We start from the raw sequence: 19,627 nt of genomic DNA, 5'->3' as shown, positions 1-19,627 counted from the left end.
AAGTTGCAATATGAAGCACTTGGCATTTCAAGTGCAGTATTTGAACCGGTCATTCATCGTAACAGCATTGCCAATCACACCAAAATAGATTAATTTTCACTCAATTTATCGCATAGATTCTATGCAATTTTGGCTGTAATCCCTCCTCCTCCTTGTTGTACTCCATCTTTAGAGGTTCCAATGCTTAAGATGATTGATGTGCTTGCACAAAATCTGGTTCAAAATTTTAATCACGCACTTTCTACTCCTTCAGAGCAACTTGATGAATTGCTGAATCAAGGCATTCTCAACACCTCTGAAGATCAGTTACGTAATGCGATGGCGGCATTTTTTGATCGTGAAGATGCGCTAGAAGCGGCACAAGCCTTAGATATTCCTCAGGAAGATCTGCACGCCTTACAAGCAGGCTTAGCACTTAAAGATGAAAACCTGAGCGAAACGGCAAAAATTGTAGCGCTGTGTCTGGCTTTAGAAACCGATAGCCTGGCTCAAGTGGAAGTATCTGACTGTCTGCAAGATTATCCAATGTAAATCTTGAGCAGTTACCCAACGCCTTATTCAAGTGACGCTACGGCGTCACTTTTTTTGACTGGATTATACTGAATCATCCCAACGTATACGGCTTGCATTGCCTTGTCCGGCTATGGAACACTACGGCTGAGCATCCGCGCAGAAGCACTATGATTATTCGGGATAAAAGCAACAGTTTCGCATTACTTTTTGCATGGTCAGGCACCATCTTGCCCAAGGTCATGCCGGCCTTAATGATGGTGGTGTTCATTTCCACCGTGCTGGTCTATCTGTCCTCGCATCATTATGTACAGGCGCCGGCCGTGCCCGCGATTGGCTTTACCATTTTCGGGGTTATACTGTCGATTTTCCTCAGTTTCAGAAATACTGCCAGTTATGAACGCTGGTGGGAAGGCCGCAAATTATGGGGGCAGCTGATTGCCACCTCACGCCATCTTGCCCGTGATTCCTATGTGTTGCCGCCCGCCGAACGTCAGGTGCTGATGTATCGGGTAATGCTGTTTAGCAATTTACTGAAAAACCGGCTGCGCACCCAGAATGAGCCGATTGATTTTTATCATAACAAGGTCAATTTAAGCCCGGCCGATTATCAGGCGCTGTTTGGGCATATTAATGCCGCCCAGTTTATTCTGGAACAGATTCAGAAAGATCTGGTCAAGGCCCTGCACAGCGGCGAACTGTCAGATATTGTCTATCATGGCCTGAACAAGCACATTATCAGCTTAGGGGATATTCAGGCCGGTTGTGACCGGATTCTGACCACACCTTTGCCGTTTTCGTATTCGGTATTGCTACACCGCACCGTGTACTGTTTCTGCTTTATTCTGCCTTTTAGTTTAGAGGCGAATTTAGGTATCTGGACCCCCATTCTGGTGGGATTGATTGCCTATCTGTTTTTGGGCTTGGATGCCTTAAGCGAACAGCTGGAAGAACCGTTTGGCCTGCAAGACAATGACCTGCCACTGAGTGCCATGGTCCGGCTAATCGAACGGGAAATGCTGAGTGCCTTGGGTGAGGAGTTACCTCCGGCCATTCAGGCGATTAAAGGCAACCTGACTTAATCGCCGAGTTGGCCGATAGTCACCCGATCATTACCGCCATAATCCAGAATGGTGCGTACCGCAACAAAACCGGCATCGTTAAAGATATTTTGCACAGCTACTGCCTGATCATAACCATGCTCTACAGCAATCCAGCCTTGCGGTTTTAACCAGTGCTTGCCTTGCTGAATAATAATCTCAAGATCAGATAAGCCCTGCTTGGCCGCAACTAAGGCCCGCTCAGGTTCGGTGGCCAAATCTTTCATATGCACGTCATCTGCCGCAATATACGGTGGATTCGACACAATCAGATCAAACCTCGGCTCGGCAGGAACGCCTAAAGCAGCAAACCAGGCGCCCAGCTTAAACTCTACCCGCTCCAAGTTATGCGTCTGCGCATTTTCTTTGGCAACCGCCAGAGTCGGCGGATAGATATCGGTTGCAGTCACCTGCCAATCCGGACGTTCCGATGCCAAGGCCAAGGCAATCGCACCGGTGCCGGTACCCAAGTCGATAATCGCCGCTTGTGCCGGTAAATCCAGTTGCAAACAGCTTTCTACCAGTACTTCGGTATCTGGTCTTGGCACCAGGGTATCTGGTGTGACTTTTAAATCCAGTGTCCAGAATGGCTGTGAACCGGTGACATAGGCCAAGGGTTCACCTGCTTCAATCCGAGCAATACCCGCAAGATATTGCTGTTCCTGTTCTGGGCTTAGCTCACGATCGGCCTGATATTTCAGCGCCAAGGCAGATAAACCTAGAATATGCTCCAGTAGCCAGAGATTTTCCTGACGTTCGTAGCTGTCTGCTACGCCACGAATGGCCAGTGCATCGGCAATTTTCATTAGCCACCATTTTGCTGGGCAAGTAAAGCCAGCTGATCGGCCTGATATTCACGGTGCAGGCTGTCCAGCAATTCGGTTAAATCACCTTCCATCACTGCATCTAACTTATATAAAGTTAAGTTAATACGATGATCGGTCATCCGCCCTTGCGGATAGTTATAGGTGCGAATACGCTCGGAACGGTCACCGGAACCGACCAAGTCACGACGCATTTCCGAAGTGGCAGCATCTGCTGCAGCACGTTTGGCATTTTCCAGACGTGAGGCCAATAAGGCCATGGCTTTGGCTTTGTTCTTGTGCTGCGAACGTTCTTCCTGACATTCCACTACCGTTCCGGTTGGAATATGGGTAATACGCACCGCAGAGTCAGTTTTGTTGACGTGCTGACCACCGGCACCCGACGCGCGGTAGGTATCAATACGTAAATCTGCCGGGTTAATATCCACCGTGGTATCGACATCAATTTCAGGCAAAATAGCCACGGTACAGGCGGACGTATGTACACGGCCTTGCGATTCAGTTGCCGGAACACGCTGGACACGATGTGCGCCACTTTCAAATTTCAGGCGGCCATAGACCCCGTCACCATTAACCAGACAAATCACTTCTTTATAGCCGCCGTGTTCGCCTTCGTTTTCTGACAGCACTTCAATACGCCAGCCTTGAGATTCGGCATATTTGCTGTACATGCGGAATAAATCGCCGGAGAAAATTGCTGCTTCATCACCACCGGTGCCGGCACGAATTTCCAGATAGGCCGAGTTGGCATCATTCGGATCTTTAGGAATCATCAGGATGTTTAAATCCGCTTCCAGCTGTTCAATCAGTGCCTTGTTTTCCTTGATCTCTTCCTGCGCCATCTCTTTAAAGTCAGGATCGGACAGCATTGCTTCAGCCGTTTCAATATCGGCTTCGGCCTGGGTATATTTGCCCCAGACTTCGGTAATTTCGCTCAGGTCATTGTGTTCGCGCGACAGCTGGCGAAAGCGTTTGTTATCGGAAATGACTTCAGCATCGGCCAAGAGTGCTGTTAATTCTTCGTGACGGTCAGAAAGTTGATCTAATCGTAAACGTAACGATTCTTTCATTGTGCAAATTATCTCAATATACAGGCTGTCGCCCTAATTCAATAAGGCCAGCGAAATCAAAAAATTGCCATAGTTTAACGATTCTGGCCAGCAAATAACATCTTTATTCGTAGCAGAAACTGCGTGGTTGATGGTCAAATCCGGCAAATACGCTACAGCGTGCAAGAGATGCATCCTGCCTCTTTCAATTTAAAGTCTGGGCTGCCGATAAAATCGACAGTTTTAATACAACTTATACAAAGCCGAAACCAAAGCACTGAATTATGAAGGTGCCTCTCCATATTTGCAGGGAATCCTTTTGTTACATTTACTGCCATCAAATGACATTAAAAAGTCCGCTCTTGGACATGGAGTGAATATGAAACTCAATGCTGTTTTATTAAGTGCAACGCTTGCTGCCACTTCTTTCATGACGGTGAATGCACATGCTGACAATGCGACCCGTGTAGCTGCAGCCAGTGCCTTAGGTAGTGTCGCAGGTACAGCCTTAGGTAAAAACATGGGCGGTACCACGGGTGCAACCATTGGTGCGGCTTTAGGTGGTGCAGGTGGCGCAGCTGTAGCCAGTAACAAACGCCATCGTACTGAATCTGCCATTGGCGGTGCCTTAGGTGGCGGTGCGGGTTATACCGTGGGTCAGAACATGGGCGGTACGAATGGTGGTTATATTGGTGCAGCGCTCGGTGCAGCCGGTGGTGCAGCGCTGGGTAACAAGATTTCCAAAGATAAAGAATACGACCGTTACCAGGAACGTAAATGGAAGAAAAAACGTCGTCGTTAATTCTCCCCTTGTAAAAAAGCATCTTCAGGATGCTTTTTTTACGCCTGGGATTTCATTTTTTCAGTAGATGGATGAGGAGGCAATTATGAAGAGATTCGACAGAAAAATTACACAGCGTTGACCAAAATTAGCATTTTGACACCTGTGCCCTCCACGATCTTTTCTCAAAGTTTTTCTACATTAAAGTCAAGACAAATTGAATGTGCTCTTTGGAGTGTAACCATGAAGATCAACAAAATTTTATTGAGTACAGTACTGGCCAGCTCAGCACTTATGATGGGTACAGCACACGCCGATAACAACACCCGTGTCGCAGTAGGTTCGGCCTTGGGTGGTGTGGTCGGTGCAGCCATTGGCCAGCAAATGGGCGGCTCAACCGGTGCATTAATTGGTTCGGCCTTGGGTGGTGCCGGTGGTGCAGCGGTCTCTGCCGATAAACGTGACCGCAATGGTGCAGCCATTGGTGCCGCTTTAGGCAGTGCCGGTGGTTATAGTGTCGGTAAAAACATGGCCGGCAGCAATGGCGGTTATATTGGCGCAGCCTTAGGTGGTGGCGCCGGAGCAGTGTTAGGTACCAAAGTCAGCGAAGATCGCCGTTATGATGACCGTTATGACCGTCGCTACGACAGCCGTGGCTACCGTTACAACGATTACCGTTATAATGACCGTTACCGCGGTGATAATGGCTTGCATCTGGGTCATTACAAAAACGGGAAACGCCGTTAATTTCAAAGTTCAGAATCTGAACCTATCACAAGCACCTTCGGGTGCTTGTATTGTTTTACACGCTAAAACTTTATATCGAAAAAAAACGATATACAAATACCGGGACAGAACGTATGCTGTGAGCCATATATATGTGAATAGAGAACGCCAATGCGCAGTTTAAAAGACACACAATTTTCCATTCTGGAACTGGCACCGGTTCGTGACGATAAAACCATTCAATTTTCCCTGCATCATGCGCTAGAGCTGGCGCAACGGGCAGAAAAACTGGGCTATGCCCGCTTCTGGCTGGCTGAACATCATAATATGGACGGAATTGCCAGCTCGGCCACAGCGGTGCTGCTCGGCTATATTCTGGCCAACACCCAGACTTTAAAAGTGGGTTCTGGCGGGATTATGTTGCCCAACCACGCCCCTTTAGTGGTGGCAGAACAGTTCGGTACACTGGCTACACTCTATCCGGACCGGATTGAGCTGGGTCTTGGTCGTGCGCCCGGCACCGATCAGACCACCATGCGTGCCTTGCGCCGTGGCCGTCAGGAAACTGAAGACCAGTTCCCGCAAGATGTGCTGGAAATTCTGCACTATTTCAAAGAACCTGAACCGCAGCAACGCATTGTAGCGACGCCGGGACAAGGCACCCATGTTCCGGTCTGGTTACTCGGTTCCAGCCTGTTTAGTGCCCAGCTGGCAGCCCGATTGGGTCTGCCCTACTCGTTTGCCTCACACTTTGCGCCGCGGATGCTCGGTCAGGCCATTCAGCTGTATCGGGATAACTTCCAGCCGTCTGAATATCTAGATCGGCCTTATGTATCGATGGGCGTGCCAACGGTCGTGGCGGCCACCGATGAAGAAGCGCAGTTTTTGGCTACCAGTGCCTATCAGCGGGTCTTAGGTTTAATGCGTGGTCAGAGCCTGAAATTAAAAGCGCCAGTCGCCAGCATGGACGGTTTATGGTCACCGGCTGAAAAAATGTCAGTCGATAACTTCTATGCCATGGGGCAAATTGGCTCACCGGCGACTGTTAAAGCCGGCTTAGAACAGTTATTGAGCCGTTATGAGGTCGATGAGTTTATCTTTACCTGTGATGTCTATGACACTGAAAAACGTCTGCAAAACTTTGACTACCTGATGCAGCTCAAATAAGTTTCATCGAGCTGTGATGGCGCCTGTAAACCATATGGATTTGCAGGCTTTTTTATTGTGATGGTGAATCTATTCTCGCCCCATCCTGCACCGATATTTTAGTCACCGTGACCGAAATGACTGGCCAGATAGTTAAAGCGCTTTACCTTCCAGCAAGAGCTGACTAAAAATAGAGTAAAACATCTAAATTGATAAAACCAAGAATGAAAGGATGCCCTCATGGTCGTTAAACAGCAGGATACCGGCAAAAGCGTATTTGAAAATTGTGCAGCAGACTTTCATGCCTTTCAGGGGCTTTGCATCAGTGCCAAAGACAGTAAACAGCATGACTTCAGTCAACGCAGCGTGGCGATTATTGGTGCCAATCAGGACAGTGTCTCGCAGCTGGACAAAATTGCCCAGGTCGCCAGTCAGGTCAAAGTCTTTCAGATTGAACCGCACTTTGTATTACCAAGTACCGAACGCGGTATCCATCGTTTAATCAGCCATCCGCTGGTATTTAAAAACCGCCGGCTGTTTAATAACCGGGTCAAGAATATTCTGGCCTTGCGCTTTTTAGATGCGCAAGTGGTAGATACCTGGCTAAAACGTCAGCTGACCCCGAATATTGCCGATACCCAGCACGCCTATTTTAAATCGGACAGTTATTATGCTGCGCTGCAACGCGACAACTGTCAGTTAATTACCTGGCCCATTGCCCGAATTGCAGAACACAGTATTTATACCATTGATGGCAGTGAATATAAGGTCGATGTAATTATTACCACCCACCGTAATCCAGAAAAGTAAATATAGGTACAAGTAAATTAAAAGAGCGGTAAATTAAGAGAAAAGTGTTATTAATTTTCAAGTCGATTAGAGCAGTGGATGAAATAGGATTTTAGACCGTTTTTTTAGTTTTTGAATTTGATTTCAGTCTAATATCCACTGGAATACTGCAGCCTGCAGTATTCCAGTGTTAACCACAATTACTTAACCAATACGACGTTTCAGACCGGTCATTTGCAGGACACGGGTCGAAATTTCTTCAATCGACATTTCAGACACATTCAGGTATTTAATCCCTTCAGAAATATAAATGCCTTCAATGGCGCGTAATTCCATCTGGCACTGGTTAAAGCTGGCATAACGGCTATTGGCCTTACGTTCGGTACGAATTGCCACCAGACGCTCGGCATCAATCATCAAACCAAATAATTTATGTTTATGTGGGCGCAACACGGCTGGCAAACGGTTATCATCCAGATCTTCTTCGGTCAGTGGATAGTTGGCCACACGTATACCAAACTGTAATGACAAATAAATCGAGGTTGGGGTTTTACCGGAACGGGATACGCCAATGAGAATCAGATCAGCTTTGTCATAGTGACGGGTACGCGCACCATCATCATTGTCCAAAGCAAAATGCACCGCATCAATACGTGCTTTATACGATTCTGAATCAGTTACAGCATGGGTCTGCCCCACCAGCGTGGTTGGCTGTGTGCCCAGCACATCGGCCAGTTTGCTGATCAGCCCCTCAAATACGTCCAGATTGACGGCATTGGCGGTGTTGATAATATCGCGCACATACGGATCGACCAAAGTATCAAATACCAGTGGCGGCTGACCATCTAATTCGGCACGTCGGTTAATTTCTGACACCACATCGGTGGCTGCTTCTTCCGAGCTAATATAGGGAATAATATGAATGTCAAAATCGACATTCGGAAACTGCGCTAAAAGGGAGTGTCCCAAGGTTTCGGCTGTAATTGCGGTTCCATCGGAAATAAAGAACACACTCCGCTTAATTTGTTTACCTTCGGACATTAAAATTCTCCTTAAACATTTGTCTTAGTGCTATATAATCTTTATAGTAAACTGATCTTACATGACTGTCGCTTAGTTAAATTAAAAAGCTAAGCATATTCAATATAATTTCATGACAAGATAGTGATTAATACTGCAAAAGTGGAGTAACAACTTTGGAAGCGCGCGTAATTGGTCTAGAAAAATTAGGGAAACACGACGTTGAGCTCGTAGGTGGGAAAAACTCATCTCTGGGCGAAATGATCAGCCATTTGTCTAATGCTGGCGTCTCTGTACCAGGTGGCTTTGCGACAACGGCTCAAGCTTATCGTGAATTTCTCGAGCAAAGTGGCCTAAACGCTAAAATTCAAGCCGAGCTTAAAACGTTAAATGTAGATGACGTCAATGCTCTTGCTGAGACAGGCGCAAAAATCCGTCAATGGATTGTCGACACTCCGCTTACGGCAGAACTTGAAAAAGAAATCCGCGATGCTTTCGCAGAACTTTCTAACGGCAACCCTGACATCGCGGTTGCCGTTCGTTCATCTGCTACCGCAGAAGATTTGCCAGATGCTTCTTTCGCGGGCCAGCAGGAAACTTTCCTGAACATCCGTGGCATCGACAACGTCCTGATTGCCATTAAAGAAGTATTTGCCTCTTTGTACAACGACCGCGCAATTTCTTACCGTGTACACCAAAACTTTGACCATGATGTTGTTGCCCTGTCTGCTGGCATACAACGCATGGTGCGCTCAGAAACAGGTGCTGCAGGTGTAATGTTCACCCTGGATACAGAATCTGGTTTCCGTGATGCAGTCTTTATTACGGCTTCTTACGGTCTGGGTGAAATGGTAGTACAAGGTGCGGTTAACCCGGACGAATTCTATATCTCTAAGCCGCTGTTAAGAGCAGGTAAACACGCAGTTTTACGTCGTAACCTTGGTTCTAAACACCAGAAAATGATTTATGGTGAAGAAGGTGCGGCTGGTAAATCTGTGGTTGTGGTTGATGTTGAAAAAGCGGATCGTCAACAGTTCGCCTTAAATGATCACGAACTGCAAGAACTGGCAAAACAGGCGTTAATCATTGAAGAGCACTACGGTGCACCAATGGACATCGAATGGGCCAAAGATGGTGATGACGGTTTAATTTATATTGTTCAGGCGCGTCCAGAAACAGTGAAAAGCCGTCAAAACGTGGGCACCATGGAACGTTATCTGCTGAAACAACGCGGCACTGTATTGTGTGAAGGCCGTTCAATTGGTCAGCGTATCGGTTCTGGTAAAGTCCGCATCGTAACCTCGATTAAAGAAATGGACAAAGTCCAGGACGGTGATGTACTGGTTTCTGACATGACCGACCCGGATTGGGAACCAGTGATGAAACGTGCCGCTGCCATTGTCACAAACCGTGGTGGTCGTACCTGTCACGCCGCGATTATTGCACGTGAGTTAGGTGTTCCTGCAATTGTGGGTTGTGGTAATGCCACTGAAGTCTTGACTGACGGTCAGGAAGTGACTGTATCTTGTGCTGAAGGTGATACCGGTTTCATTTACGAAGGTGCTTTAGATTTTGAAGTACAACGTAACTCAATCGAGTCGATGCCTGCGCTGCCGTTCAAGATCATGATGAACGTGGGTAACCCGGACCGTGCATTTGACTTCGCGCAAATTCCAAACGAAGGCATTGGCCTGGCACGTCTTGAGTTCATCATTAACCGTATGATTGGTGTGCATCCAAAAGCACTACTGAATATTGACAGCTTGCCACGTGAAACACGTGCAGCCGTAATGGCACGTACTGCGGGTTATACTTCTCCAGTTGAATTCTATGTGGAAAAACTGGTAGAAGGTATTTCAACGCTGGCAGCCGCGTTTGCAGACAAGCCAGTCATCGTGCGTATGTCTGACTTCAAATCAAACGAATATGCCAACCTGATTGGCGGTAAGTTATACGAGCCGGAAGAAGAAAACCCGATGCTAGGCTTCCGTGGTGCAAGCCGTTATGTATCAGACAACTTCCGTGACTGCTTCGAGCTTGAATGTCGCGCACTGAAAAAAGTCCGTGATGAAATGGGCTTAACCAACGTACAAATCATGATTCCATTTGTACGTACTGTGGCTGAAGCGAAACGTGTGATGGAACTGCTGGCACAAAATGGCCTGAAACGTGGTGAAAATGGTCTGAAAGTGATCATGATGTGTGAATTACCAACCAACGCCCTGTTGGCTGAGCAATTCCTTGAACACTTCGACGGTTTCTCAATCGGTTCAAACGACTTGACCCAGTTAACCCTTGGTTTAGACCGTGACTCAGGTATTGTTTCTCACCTGTTTGATGAACGTGATGCAGCGGTAAAAGCCCTGCTGTCGATGGCGATTCATGCTTGCCGTAAAGCCGGTAAATATGTCGGCATCTGTGGTCAAGGTCCTTCTGACCACCCTGACCTGGCAAAATGGCTGATGGAACAAGGGATTGAATCTGTATCGCTGAACCCAGACTCAGTATTAGACACCTGGTTCTTCCTTGCTGAAGAAAAAGCTCAACAAGCTTAATAAAACATGTTAAAAAAGACCCATTCATTGGGTCTTTTTTATTTATAGATTTGAGATTTAAACTTTATGCAGATTTACTTGGCACGAAATAATCAACAAGCCGGTCCATATACCCTGGAGCAAGTAAACCAGATGCTTGCCAGCCAGCAAGTGTTACTGACAGATCTTGCATGGCATCAAGGGATGACAGAATGGAAAGCTTTAGGTGAGCTCACCCAAGGTAAACTTGTATATCAACCTGAAGGCTACGAGCCTGCGCCGGCCGCACCGGAAGCATCACCGTTTCAGCAGCCGCAGAATACTGCCAGCTATAACAATTCAAGCCTGAACCAGCCGCAAGCAAAAGCCACTCAAACCGAACTGGCCTCTATCGGCACCCGTGCACTGGCGAAAATTATTGACCTGTTGCTGTGGTTACCGGCTGCCGCCATTCCATCTTTCTTTTTAACGCAGGACCAGTTTGGTCAACTGTCTGAACTGCAACAAAAAATGCAGTCAGCCACCAGCTCTGATCAGGCCGTGCAACTACAGTCGGAACTGTTTCGCCTGATTCCTGCCGATGCCTGGCAAATGATGGCTATTTACCTGCTGATTATGCTCGGGATTCAGGCATTTCTACTGGCCAAAAGTGGACAGAGTATTGGTAAACGTTTAACCAAAATCAAGATTGTTGATGCTGAAGACCATAGCAAAGTAGGCCTGACCCGCGTGTTCGCCCTGCGTACCCTGGTTTTCATTATTTTGAATCTATTATTCATGCCGTTTATTACAATTGCCGATTATATCTTCGCTTTGGGTGAAAAACGTCAGACCTTGCATGACAAACTGGCCAAAACCAAAGTCGTAAAGCAAGAAAAATAAAAGATCAAAAAAGGGATGAAATTTCATCCCTTTTTTATTCATTACATTGATATACAAATAAAAATATTTCGTAAAAAAGTTAATTCCGAGTGACAAAATCGGTTTTTATTACAGTCCTTTAAAGGCGCTTTTTGAGTAGCTTAGTTTGTCGATATCAGGCATAATGCCCTACAACGTAGCGGTGTATCATGATTGACAAGGATTTTTGCGTCAAAAAAATACTTATCAATCATGCGACACTATAATCGCTATCCCATAATTAAATTAGGGAATGGGACTCTTCACCGAGGTTGTAAAATGAGACAAACGATTTTAGCTGTATTGTCTTTATCTACGATGGCTGCACTCTTAACCGGGTGTGGTGGTGATATGGTACTTCTAAACTCGCAAGGTCCAGTTGCTGAAGGTCAATCGAACCTGATGATGACTGCGATCTACTTGATGCTATTAGTGGTGATTCCTTCAATCATCATGGCATTATGGTTTGGTTGGAAATATCGCGCATCAAATAAAGATGCAGACTATAAACCAACATGGGCACACTCTACTGCGATTGAAATCGTGGTTTGGGGTATCCCGGTTATTATTATTGGTATTCTAGCTTGGTTAACTTGGTGGGGTTCCCACAAGTATGACCCATACCGTCCAATCGAGTCAGATAAGGCTCCATTAACTGTTCAGGTTATTGCTGAACAATTCAAATGGATCTTCATCTACCCAGAACAGAACATTGCGACTGTTAACGAAATCCGCTTCCCAGAGCAAACGCCGGTAAGCCTTCGCTTAACATCCAACTTTACAATGAACTCGTTCTTTATCCCTGCATTGTCTGGTCAGATTTATGCAATGGCGGGTATGCAGACTCACCTGAACCTATTAGCGAACAGCACCGGTCAATACCGCGGCTTCTCGTCTAACTACTCAGGTTACGGTTTCTCTCAAATGCGCTTCCTTGCTCACTCTGTAACTGAAGCTGATTTTGATCAATGGGTAACTGCGGTTAAAGCCGGACAAGGCACAACGATCAATCCTGAAGCTGTTCAAAAAACAGTTCTAGATCAAGCTGAATTTGCATCTTTACGTGACGGTAACCGTTCACAGAAACAAATTGATGCAATGGTTCGTAACGCGAAAACAGAACTAGAGAAAAAACTTGCTGCAACTGCTGAAGCAGAAGGTCCTTATAAGACTCAGCCACATCCTGTGACTTATTACTCTTCTGTAGAGCAAGGCTTGTTTGAATCTGTGATCAATAAATACATGAGTAACTATCATGGTGCAGACCATTCAGCTCAAGCTGAAACTGCGCTTGAAGCGCCTGCTTCAGAAGCTCATGTAAACGTTGAACATGCGACTGCTTCTGTAGAGGAATAAGACATGTTTGGTAAGTTAGGACTAGATGCAATTCCGTACGATCCAATCGTACAGGCTACAGTTGTAATGATGATCCTGGGCGGTCTCGTTCTTGTTGCGGGTATTACCTACTTCAAGAAATGGGGTTACCTGTGGAATGAATGGTTCACATCTGTAGACCATAAAAAAATTGGTATCATGTATATCATCGTGTCTGTGGTCATGCTGCTGCGTGGTTTCGCCGATGCGATCATGATGCGTCTTCAGCAATTCCTTGCACGAGGTGGTGGCGAAGGTTATTTACACCCTGAGCACTACGACCAGATCTTCACCGCGCACGGTGTGATCATGATCTTCTTCGTGGCAATGGGTCTTGTAGTAGGCTTGATGAACATCTCTGTACCTTTACAGATTGGTGCTCGTGACGTTGCCTTCCCATTATTAAACTCTTTAAGCTTCTGGCTGTTCGCTGGTGCTGTGGGTCTAATCATGGTTTCACTTGCACTTGGTGAGTTCGCTGCAACAGGCTGGATGGCTTATCCTCCACTGTCAGGTATTGAATACTCTCCAGGCGTAGGTATGGACTACTACATCTGGGCATTACAGATCTCCGGTTTAGGTACGCTTCTAACGGGTGTTAACTTCTTCGTTACCATCATCAAGATGCGTGCGCCTGGCATGAAATTAATGGACATGCCGATCTTTACCTGGACATCTTTATGTACAGCGGTACTGATCATTGCTTCATTCCCAGTGTTAACTGCAACAATTGCAATGTTATCACTTGACCGTTACTTCGGTTTCCACTTCTTTACAAACGACATGGGTGGTAGCCCAATGTTGTATGTAAACCTGATCTGGACTTGGGGTCACCCTGAAGTTTATATCTTGGTATTACCAGCATTTGGTATTTACTCAGAAGTTGTTGCGACGTTCTCTCGTAAAACGTTGTTCGGCTACAAATCAATGGTGTATGCAACTGTAGCAATTACTGTATTGTCTTTCGTTGTATGGGTTCACCACTTCTTTACCATGGGTGCAGGTGCCAACGTTAACGCGTTCTTCGGTATCATGACCATGATTATTGCGATCCCGACGGGTGTGAAAATCTTCTCTTGGTTATTCACCATGTACAAGGGCCGCATCACCTACACAACTCCAATGCTGTGGACACTTGGCTTCCTGGTGACTTTCGGTATCGGTGGTTTAACAGGTGTATTAATGGCAGTTCCACCAGCGGACTTCCTGGTACACAACTCTTTATTCCTGATCGCTCACTTCCATAACGTAATTATTGGTGGTGTAGTATTCGCGATGTTCGCAGGTATCATTTTCTACTGGCCAAAAATGTTTGGTTGGAGACTGAATGAAACTTGGGGTAAAGCTGCATTCTGGTTCTGGTTCTTAGGTTTCTACTTTGCGTTCATGCCGCTGTATATCCTTGGTTTCATGGGTATGACGCGTCGTCTGAACACATATGACAACCCAGATTGGGACCCATATGTCATGATCGCGATGGTGGGTGCGGTAATGATTGCCATTGGTATTGCATGCTTCTTAATGCAAATCATTGTTGGCTTCTTGCAACGTAACCAGCGTCTTGACCACACTGGCGACCCTTGGGATGGCCGTACCCTTGAATGGGCGACTTCATCTCCTGCTCCGTTCTATAACTTTGCGCATCTTCCAAAGATCAATGGTATTGATACTTTCTGGACTGACAAAGAGAATGGCGTAGCTTACGCGAAACCAGCGAAGTACGAAGACATCCACATGCCAACCAACCGTGCTGCGGGCTTTGTGATTGCTATGTTTATCACAGTAATGGGCTTTGCACTTATCTGGCACATCTGGTGGTTAGTAGTTGTAACGTTTATCGCGTCTATCATTTCGTTCATCGTGAGCTCGTTCACGAAGAAAGTGGACTACTATGTTCCTGCAGCAGAAGTAGAACGCATTGAAAACGAACGTTATGCCTTACTTGAAAAACACTTGAAGAAGGACTAAGACAATGGCTGAGGTACTTCATCACGACAACCACGGACACGATGAGCATCATCACGATGATACTGACATCACTGTCTTTGGTTTCTGGACTTACTTGATGAGTGACTTGATCATTTTCGGTACACTCTTCATTGCATTCGCTGTATTAAGCAGCCACGTTCCAGTTGGTACTCCAAGTGCAAAAGATCTTTTTGGCGAGTCTTTAGGTTTCGTTTTAACTGAAACCTTCGCCCTGCTGATCTCTTCAGTAACCTTTGGTTTTGCAGTTCTGGCTGCATACAAAAAAGATGTTGCTAAAGTTTTAACTTGGTTAGGCATCACATGGATCTTCGGTGCGATCTTTATTGGCATGGAACTATATGAGTTCAATCATTTAGTTCACGCTGGTCATGGCCCAAGCGTTAGTGCGTTCTTATCTGCGTTCTTTACTTTAGTTGGTACGCACGGTATTCACGTTACTTCTGGTCTGGTATGGATGATCGTGTTAATGATTCAAATCAAGAAATATGGTTTGACTCTACCTAACATGCGTCGTCTTGCTTGCCTAAGCTTGTTCTGGCACTTCCTTGACATCGTATGGATCTGTGTATTCAGCGTCGTTTACTTGATGGGAGTTCTATAATGGGTCACGATCACAACGCTGCTGGCGCATCACACGGTAACTTCAAGCAGTACTCTGTTGGCTTTATCCTGTCTGTTATTTTAACCGTTATTCCTTTTGGTATGGTTATGGCAGGTGGTTTTAGCCGCAGTCTGCTGGTCACAGTTATTGCGATTACTGCAGTTGCTCAGGTTCTTGTACAGTTAGTTTACTTCCTGCACATGAACTCGTCTTCAGAACAACGCTGGAACGTGATTGCGTTTATTTATACAATCCTCTGTATCGCTATTCTGTTAGTCGGTTCAGTATGGATTATGAACTACCTTCACTACAACATGATGATCTAAACTGGTTGTCATGCTGAAAAAGTATTTATTCCTGACTAAGCCAGGAATTCTCTTCGGTAACTTCGTTACCACTTTGGGTGGCTACTTTGTAGCCACTCAAGGTTCTGTAGATTTCCTTCTCCTGCTTCTTACCCTTCTGGGCACTACCCTGGTAGTGGCATCTGGATGTGTGGTTAATAACGTAATTGACCAAGACATCGACCAAAAAATGCAACGTACACAAAATCGTGCGATGGTAAAAAAAACCATTTCAGTTCCGGTTGCTTTAGCGTTTGCTTTAGTACTGGGTGTACTGGGTTTTAGCATTTTATGGTTTGGGGTAAATGCGTACGCTTTCTTTTTTGCCGTGATTGGTTTTGTAGTTTATGTCGGCTTTTATAGCTTATGGACCAAACGCACCACCATTCATCAGACCATTATTGGTAGTATTTCGGGCGCAAGCCCACCGGTTATTGGTTATACTGCGGTTGCAAACCAGTTTGACCTGGCTGCCCTGCTTATTTTTCTGGGCTATGCACTGTGGCAAATGCCGCATTCCTGGGCGATTGCCATTTACCGTTTCGATGACTACAAAAATGCAGGTATCCCAATTTTACCTGTGGCGCGTTCTGTGTATCGCACCAAAGTAGAATCGCTAATTTATGTGATTCTGTTTACAGTGGTCATGAATGCCTTATTTGTATTTGGATATGCCAACTGGTTATATCTGCTGATTTTAAATGCCCTGTGTATTTACTGGCTGTACATTGCCATCCTCGGCTTTAAAGCAGAAAATGATCAGCTGTGGGCAAAACGCTTTTTCCTGTTCTCTGTAATTTTAATTACCGTGATCAGTTTAAGCTTCAGCATTACTGCGCAAGCTCCTGCAAATTCAATCATCCTCTTTTAAAAGATAGAGCCCTCTCTATCTTTTAAGATGGGACTCCCCTTCTAATTCCAGTTTTCTTTTCTTCGATCTCTTTTTCTGATTTATAGATACTTACTCTCTATTAGTAAGCTTATTACCATAATTCCCCCACCTCACTCTTTTGTTGAAATAAGTGATCAAGCTCTTTGTTCAATGGCTTGTATTTCGTTAGCAAAAGCACTAAAATTCACGCTTCGCAATTTTGCGACACAACCCTGGTTGTGACTCCTTGCTTCTGGCTATTTGGTCAGGGGCTGCATAAACCGTAAGGAGCTGACAATGCGTCACTACGAAATCGTACTTTTGGTACACCCAGACCAAAGCGATCAAGTTGTGGGTATGGTAGAACGTTACCTGACTCACATCAAAGAAGCTGAAGGTCAAATTCACCGTTTAGAAGATTGGGGCCGTCGTCAATTGGCTTACCCAATTAACAAAATTCACAAAGCGCACTACATTTTAATGAACGTTGAATGTGGTCAAACGACTCTTGATGAACTTGAAGAATTGTTCCGTTATAACGACGCGATCCTTCGTAGCTTAATCATCCGTCGTGAAAACGCTATCACTGAAGAGTCTTTACTGGCTAAGAGTGCTGAAGAAAAACGTGCGCGTAAAGCTCAACGTGAAGAAGCACAACAAGTTAACCAAGACTCTGCTGAAGCATAAGGAGAACATCAATGGCACGTTTTTACCGTCGTCGCAAGTTCTGCCGCTTTACAGCTGAGAACGTTACGTACATCGACTACAAAGATATCGATACTTTAAAACAGTACATCACTGAAAACGGCAAGATCGTTCCTAGCCGTATTACAGGTACTAAAGCTCGTTACCAACGTCAATTAGCGCTTGCGATCAAACAAGCTCGCTACTTAGCGTTGATCCCTTACACTGACAATCATAAGTGAGGTTGAGCTGTGGATATTATCTTATTACAACGCATTAAAAACCTTGGTAAATTAGGCGATAAAGTATCAGTTAAAGCTGGTTACGGCCGTAACTTCCTTATCCCTCAAGGTAAAGCAGTTGCTGCGACTGAAGCAAACACTGCTGCTTTTGAAGCTCGTCGTGCTGAACTTGAGAAGCAAGAAGCTGAAGTATTGGCTGCTGCTCAAGCACGTGCTGACCAACTGAACGAAGTAAATATCGTAATCACTGCGAAAGCGGGTGACGAAGGTAAATTATTCGGTTCAATCGGTACTCGTGACATCGCTGACGCGTTAACGAACGCTGGTTTAGAAGTAGACCGTTCAGAAGTTCGTTTACCAAACGGTGCGCTTCGTCACACTGGTGAATTCAACATCGCAATCCAATTGCACCATGATGTTGTTGCTGAAGTTCTCGTTACTATCGTATCTGAGTAATTTCTCGCAAGAAAAAAGGGCATGCCTTGGCATGCTCTTTTTTTATTTCTGTAAAAATCTCCTCACCTTTTTGTAAGCTATCCGTTCTTAAAATCTGCTCGCTTTTTTTGCCAGAGCGCGTATGATTTGTGGTTACACCGTTTATTGAATTCATGCTATAAGACCACCGGTTTTATTTGGTATTCATCGTATTAAAATCAGGGAATTATATGTCACAGGCGCTGGCCAACACCAAACCAACTCCAGTCAAAACAGAGAGTTCCAGCAACGATTCCGGTGCACTCAAAGAGTTTCGCACCCCGCCTCATAACCTGGCCATTGAGCAGGCCGTTCTGGCTGCCCTCATGACCGTGGCCGAATCACTGGAACAGGTCGGAGATGTATTACAGGAATCCGATTTCTACGCCACGCGACACAAATATATTTACCGTGCCATTGATACCCTGGCCAAAGAAAATTCCCCTTATGATGCCGTTCTGGTCAATGACTGGCTGATCAAGCACAATCTGCTTGATGCCATTGGTGGTGAAGAATATCTCATGCAGCTGATGGCCGATTCACCATCGAGTTTCTATAACCTGGAAACTTATGCGGCTAAAATTAAAGAGTTTTCGACCTTAAGAAACATGATTAAAGTCAGCTCGGAAATTCTGCAAAATGCCTATGACACCAAAGGCCGCACTGTCAGTGAAATTCTAGACCTCGCTGAAACCAATATTTTCCAGATTGCCGAGCAGCACAATAACAACAAGAAAAATGCCGGTCCGAAAGCCATTAATACCGTCGTGGCCGATGTATTCGACAAGTTAAATGAACTGTCGCAAATGGATGGCAACATTACCGGTCTGACCACCGGCTTTGTCGAGCTGGACAATAAAACTTCGGGGATGCAAGCTGGCGACCTGATTATTGTTGCGGCCCGTCCGTCAATGGGTAAAACCACTTTTGCCATGAACCTGGTTGAAAGTGTACTGTTCAATAACGACCTGCCGGCGCTGGTTTACTCCATGGAAATGCCAGCCGATTCAATTGCCATGCGTCTGATTTCCTCGTATGGCAAAGTGCATCAGGGGAATTTACGTTCCGGCAAACTCAGCGGCGATGAATGGTCCAAAGTCACCGGCACCATTTTACAGCTACAAGAAAAGCATTTATATATTGATGACTCATCAGCACTGCCTCCAACCGAAGTACGTTCGCGTGCACGCCGAATTGCCAAACAGCACGGCGGCAAACTCGGCTGTATCATGGTCGACTATTTGCAGCTGATGAAAGTACCGGGCATGGGCGATAACCGTGTCGGCGAGATTTCAGAAATTTCGCGTAGCTTGAAAGCCCTGGCCAAAGAAATGCAATGTCCGGTCATTGCCCTCTCCCAGCTCAACCGCTCGCTGGAAAACCGTCCCAACAAACGCCCGGTAATGTCCGACTTACGTGAATCGGGTGCGATTGAGCAGGATGCCGACTTGATCATGTTCATTTACCGTGATGAGGTCTATAACAAGGAATCTAAAGAAGCCGGTACTGCCGAAATTATTATTGGTAAACAGCGTAACGGCCCGATTGGCACCGTGCGTCTGGCGTTTGAAGGCCAATACACCCGCTTTAGTAACCTTTCCCCTGAGTTTTATGCTCAGTACGATGATGATGAATAATTCAGCCATCATTGCCTTTCCATGACCCTGTA

General features: G+C 45.8%; 20 protein-coding genes. 17 read left to right on the top strand and 3 right to left on the bottom strand.

Going from position 1 to position 19,627, the window contains the following annotated elements; genetic code table 11:
* Positions 1-180 precede the first annotated feature (180 nt).
* Positions 181-531, top strand: coding sequence for a hypothetical protein (locus FTT63_RS06455; protein ID WP_005178707.1), 351 nt, complete (start codon positions 181-183; stop codon positions 529-531).
* A gap of 149 nt (positions 532-680) precedes the next feature.
* On the top strand, positions 681-1,592 hold the full coding sequence (locus FTT63_RS06450) for a bestrophin family protein (protein WP_005178708.1): 912 nt from the start codon (positions 681-683) through the stop codon (positions 1,590-1,592).
* On the opposite strand, the gene prmC is transcribed toward FTT63_RS06450, so the two are convergent.
* On the bottom strand, positions 1,589-2,416 hold the full coding sequence (gene prmC / locus FTT63_RS06445; RefSeq protein WP_075166875.1) for a peptide chain release factor N(5)-glutamine methyltransferase: 828 nt from the start codon (positions 2,414-2,416) through the stop codon (positions 1,589-1,591). The two genes, FTT63_RS06450 and prmC, sit on opposite strands and share 4 nt — an antisense overlap.
* Positions 2,416-3,504: a peptide chain release factor 1 gene (gene prfA / locus FTT63_RS06440; RefSeq protein WP_005178710.1), complete on the bottom strand. Its 1,089-nt coding sequence runs from the start codon at positions 3,502-3,504 to the stop codon at positions 2,416-2,418. The genes prmC and prfA overlap by 1 nt, the downstream gene beginning before the upstream one ends.
* Positions 3,505-3,862: 358 nt before the next feature.
* Between prfA and FTT63_RS06435 the strand changes: the two genes are divergently transcribed.
* From FTT63_RS06435 to FTT63_RS06420, 4 genes are all read left to right on the top strand, one after another.
* The gene (locus FTT63_RS06435; RefSeq protein WP_005178713.1) at positions 3,863-4,285 is read left to right on the top strand and encodes a glycine zipper domain-containing protein; all 423 of its coding nucleotides are present in this window, start codon (positions 3,863-3,865) and stop codon (positions 4,283-4,285) included.
* 222 nt (positions 4,286-4,507) lie between these two features.
* Complete coding sequence (locus FTT63_RS06430) at positions 4,508-5,011, top strand: glycine zipper domain-containing protein (protein ID WP_045794933.1); 504 nt, start codon at positions 4,508-4,510, stop codon at positions 5,009-5,011.
* A 150-nt stretch (positions 5,012-5,161) separates the two neighbouring features.
* Positions 5,162-6,157: an LLM class flavin-dependent oxidoreductase gene (locus tag FTT63_RS06425; RefSeq protein ID WP_127801221.1), complete on the top strand. Its 996-nt coding sequence runs from the start codon at positions 5,162-5,164 to the stop codon at positions 6,155-6,157.
* 219 nt (positions 6,158-6,376) lie between these two features.
* Positions 6,377-6,946, top strand: coding sequence for a hypothetical protein (locus FTT63_RS06420; RefSeq protein WP_005178717.1), 570 nt, complete (start codon positions 6,377-6,379; stop codon positions 6,944-6,946).
* Positions 6,947-7,129: 183 nt separating this feature from the next.
* Here the strand turns inward: FTT63_RS06420 and FTT63_RS06415 are convergent, their stop codons facing one another.
* Positions 7,130-7,966: a pyruvate, water dikinase regulatory protein gene (locus tag FTT63_RS06415; RefSeq protein WP_127801219.1), complete on the bottom strand. Its 837-nt coding sequence runs from the start codon at positions 7,964-7,966 to the stop codon at positions 7,130-7,132.
* Positions 7,967-8,121: 155 nt separating this feature from the next.
* On the opposite strand from FTT63_RS06415, the gene ppsA reads away from it, so the two are divergent.
* The 11 genes from ppsA to dnaB all read left to right on the top strand — a co-directional run bounded on the left by ppsA (position 8,122) and on the right by dnaB (position 19,595).
* Entirely contained in the window at positions 8,122-10,500 is a 2,379-nt protein-coding gene (ppsA, locus tag FTT63_RS06410; RefSeq protein ID WP_180192092.1) for a phosphoenolpyruvate synthase, read from the top strand.
* A 66-nt stretch (positions 10,501-10,566) separates the two neighbouring features.
* A complete protein-coding gene (locus FTT63_RS06405) occupies positions 10,567-11,361 on the top strand; it encodes an RDD family protein (protein WP_075166879.1) in 795 nt (264 codons plus the stop codon).
* A 297-nt stretch (positions 11,362-11,658) separates the two neighbouring features.
* A complete protein-coding gene (gene cyoA / locus FTT63_RS06400) occupies positions 11,659-12,735 on the top strand; it encodes a ubiquinol oxidase subunit II (protein ID WP_005178724.1) in 1,077 nt (358 codons plus the stop codon).
* A gap of 3 nt (positions 12,736-12,738) precedes the next feature.
* Complete coding sequence (gene cyoB, locus FTT63_RS06395; protein ID WP_180192091.1) at positions 12,739-14,721, top strand: cytochrome o ubiquinol oxidase subunit I; 1,983 nt, start codon at positions 12,739-12,741, stop codon at positions 14,719-14,721.
* Positions 14,722-14,725: 4 nt separating this feature from the next.
* Positions 14,726-15,343: a cytochrome o ubiquinol oxidase subunit III gene (gene cyoC, locus FTT63_RS06390; RefSeq protein ID WP_127801217.1), complete on the top strand. Its 618-nt coding sequence runs from the start codon at positions 14,726-14,728 to the stop codon at positions 15,341-15,343.
* Complete coding sequence (locus FTT63_RS06385; RefSeq protein ID WP_171301768.1) at positions 15,340-15,669, top strand: cytochrome o ubiquinol oxidase subunit IV; 330 nt, start codon at positions 15,340-15,342, stop codon at positions 15,667-15,669. The genes cyoC and FTT63_RS06385 overlap by 4 nt, the downstream gene beginning before the upstream one ends.
* A 10-nt stretch (positions 15,670-15,679) precedes the next feature.
* Positions 15,680-16,558, top strand: a complete 879-nt coding sequence (gene cyoE / locus FTT63_RS06380; protein ID WP_180192090.1) for a heme o synthase — start codon at positions 15,680-15,682, stop codon at positions 16,556-16,558.
* A gap of 297 nt (positions 16,559-16,855) precedes the next feature.
* Positions 16,856-17,245, top strand: coding sequence for a 30S ribosomal protein S6 (gene rpsF, locus FTT63_RS06375; protein ID WP_005178734.1), 390 nt, complete (start codon positions 16,856-16,858; stop codon positions 17,243-17,245).
* 11 nt (positions 17,246-17,256) lie between these two features.
* On the top strand, positions 17,257-17,484 hold the full coding sequence (gene rpsR, locus FTT63_RS06370) for a 30S ribosomal protein S18 (RefSeq protein WP_004719336.1): 228 nt from the start codon (positions 17,257-17,259) through the stop codon (positions 17,482-17,484).
* 9 nt (positions 17,485-17,493) lie between these two features.
* Positions 17,494-17,940, top strand: a complete 447-nt coding sequence (gene rplI / locus FTT63_RS06365) for a 50S ribosomal protein L9 (protein WP_005178742.1) — start codon at positions 17,494-17,496, stop codon at positions 17,938-17,940.
* Positions 17,941-18,149: 209 nt separating this feature from the next.
* Entirely contained in the window at positions 18,150-19,595 is a 1,446-nt protein-coding gene (dnaB, locus tag FTT63_RS06360; RefSeq protein ID WP_005178744.1) for a replicative DNA helicase, read from the top strand.
* Positions 19,596-19,627 lie beyond the last annotated feature (32 nt).

Origin of the sequence: Acinetobacter sp. C15 (assembly GCF_013420645.1) — a bacterium.
GTDB lineage: Bacteria > Pseudomonadota > Gammaproteobacteria > Pseudomonadales > Moraxellaceae > Acinetobacter > Acinetobacter indicus.
This window is presented reverse-complemented; position numbering and strand designations above follow the sequence as displayed.

Coding starts and splice junctions, on each gene's coding strand:
- FTT63_RS06455 (WP_005178707.1), top strand. CDS start 181: ATGCTTAAGATGATTGATGTGCTTGCACAAAATCTGGTTCAAAATTTT.
- FTT63_RS06450 (WP_005178708.1), top strand. CDS start 681: ATGATTATTCGGGATAAAAGCAACAGTTTCGCATTACTTTTTGCATGG.
- prmC (WP_075166875.1), bottom strand. CDS start 2,416: ATGAAAATTGCCGATGCACTGGCCATTCGTGGCGTAGCAGACAGCTAC.
- prfA (WP_005178710.1), bottom strand. CDS start 3,504: ATGAAAGAATCGTTACGTTTACGATTAGATCAACTTTCTGACCGTCAC.
- FTT63_RS06435 (WP_005178713.1), top strand. CDS start 3,863: ATGAAACTCAATGCTGTTTTATTAAGTGCAACGCTTGCTGCCACTTCT.
- FTT63_RS06430 (WP_045794933.1), top strand. CDS start 4,508: ATGAAGATCAACAAAATTTTATTGAGTACAGTACTGGCCAGCTCAGCA.
- FTT63_RS06425 (WP_127801221.1), top strand. CDS start 5,162: ATGCGCAGTTTAAAAGACACACAATTTTCCATTCTGGAACTGGCACCG.
- FTT63_RS06420 (WP_005178717.1), top strand. CDS start 6,377: ATGGTCGTTAAACAGCAGGATACCGGCAAAAGCGTATTTGAAAATTGT.
- FTT63_RS06415 (WP_127801219.1), bottom strand. CDS start 7,966: ATGTCCGAAGGTAAACAAATTAAGCGGAGTGTGTTCTTTATTTCCGAT.
- FTT63_RS06405 (WP_075166879.1), top strand. CDS start 10,567: ATGCAGATTTACTTGGCACGAAATAATCAACAAGCCGGTCCATATACC.
- cyoA (WP_005178724.1), top strand. CDS start 11,659: ATGAGACAAACGATTTTAGCTGTATTGTCTTTATCTACGATGGCTGCA.
- cyoB (WP_180192091.1), top strand. CDS start 12,739: ATGTTTGGTAAGTTAGGACTAGATGCAATTCCGTACGATCCAATCGTA.
- cyoC (WP_127801217.1), top strand. CDS start 14,726: ATGGCTGAGGTACTTCATCACGACAACCACGGACACGATGAGCATCAT.
- cyoE (WP_180192090.1), top strand. CDS start 15,680: ATGCTGAAAAAGTATTTATTCCTGACTAAGCCAGGAATTCTCTTCGGT.
- rpsF (WP_005178734.1), top strand. CDS start 16,856: ATGCGTCACTACGAAATCGTACTTTTGGTACACCCAGACCAAAGCGAT.
- rpsR (WP_004719336.1), top strand. CDS start 17,257: ATGGCACGTTTTTACCGTCGTCGCAAGTTCTGCCGCTTTACAGCTGAG.
- dnaB (WP_005178744.1), top strand. CDS start 18,150: ATGTCACAGGCGCTGGCCAACACCAAACCAACTCCAGTCAAAACAGAG.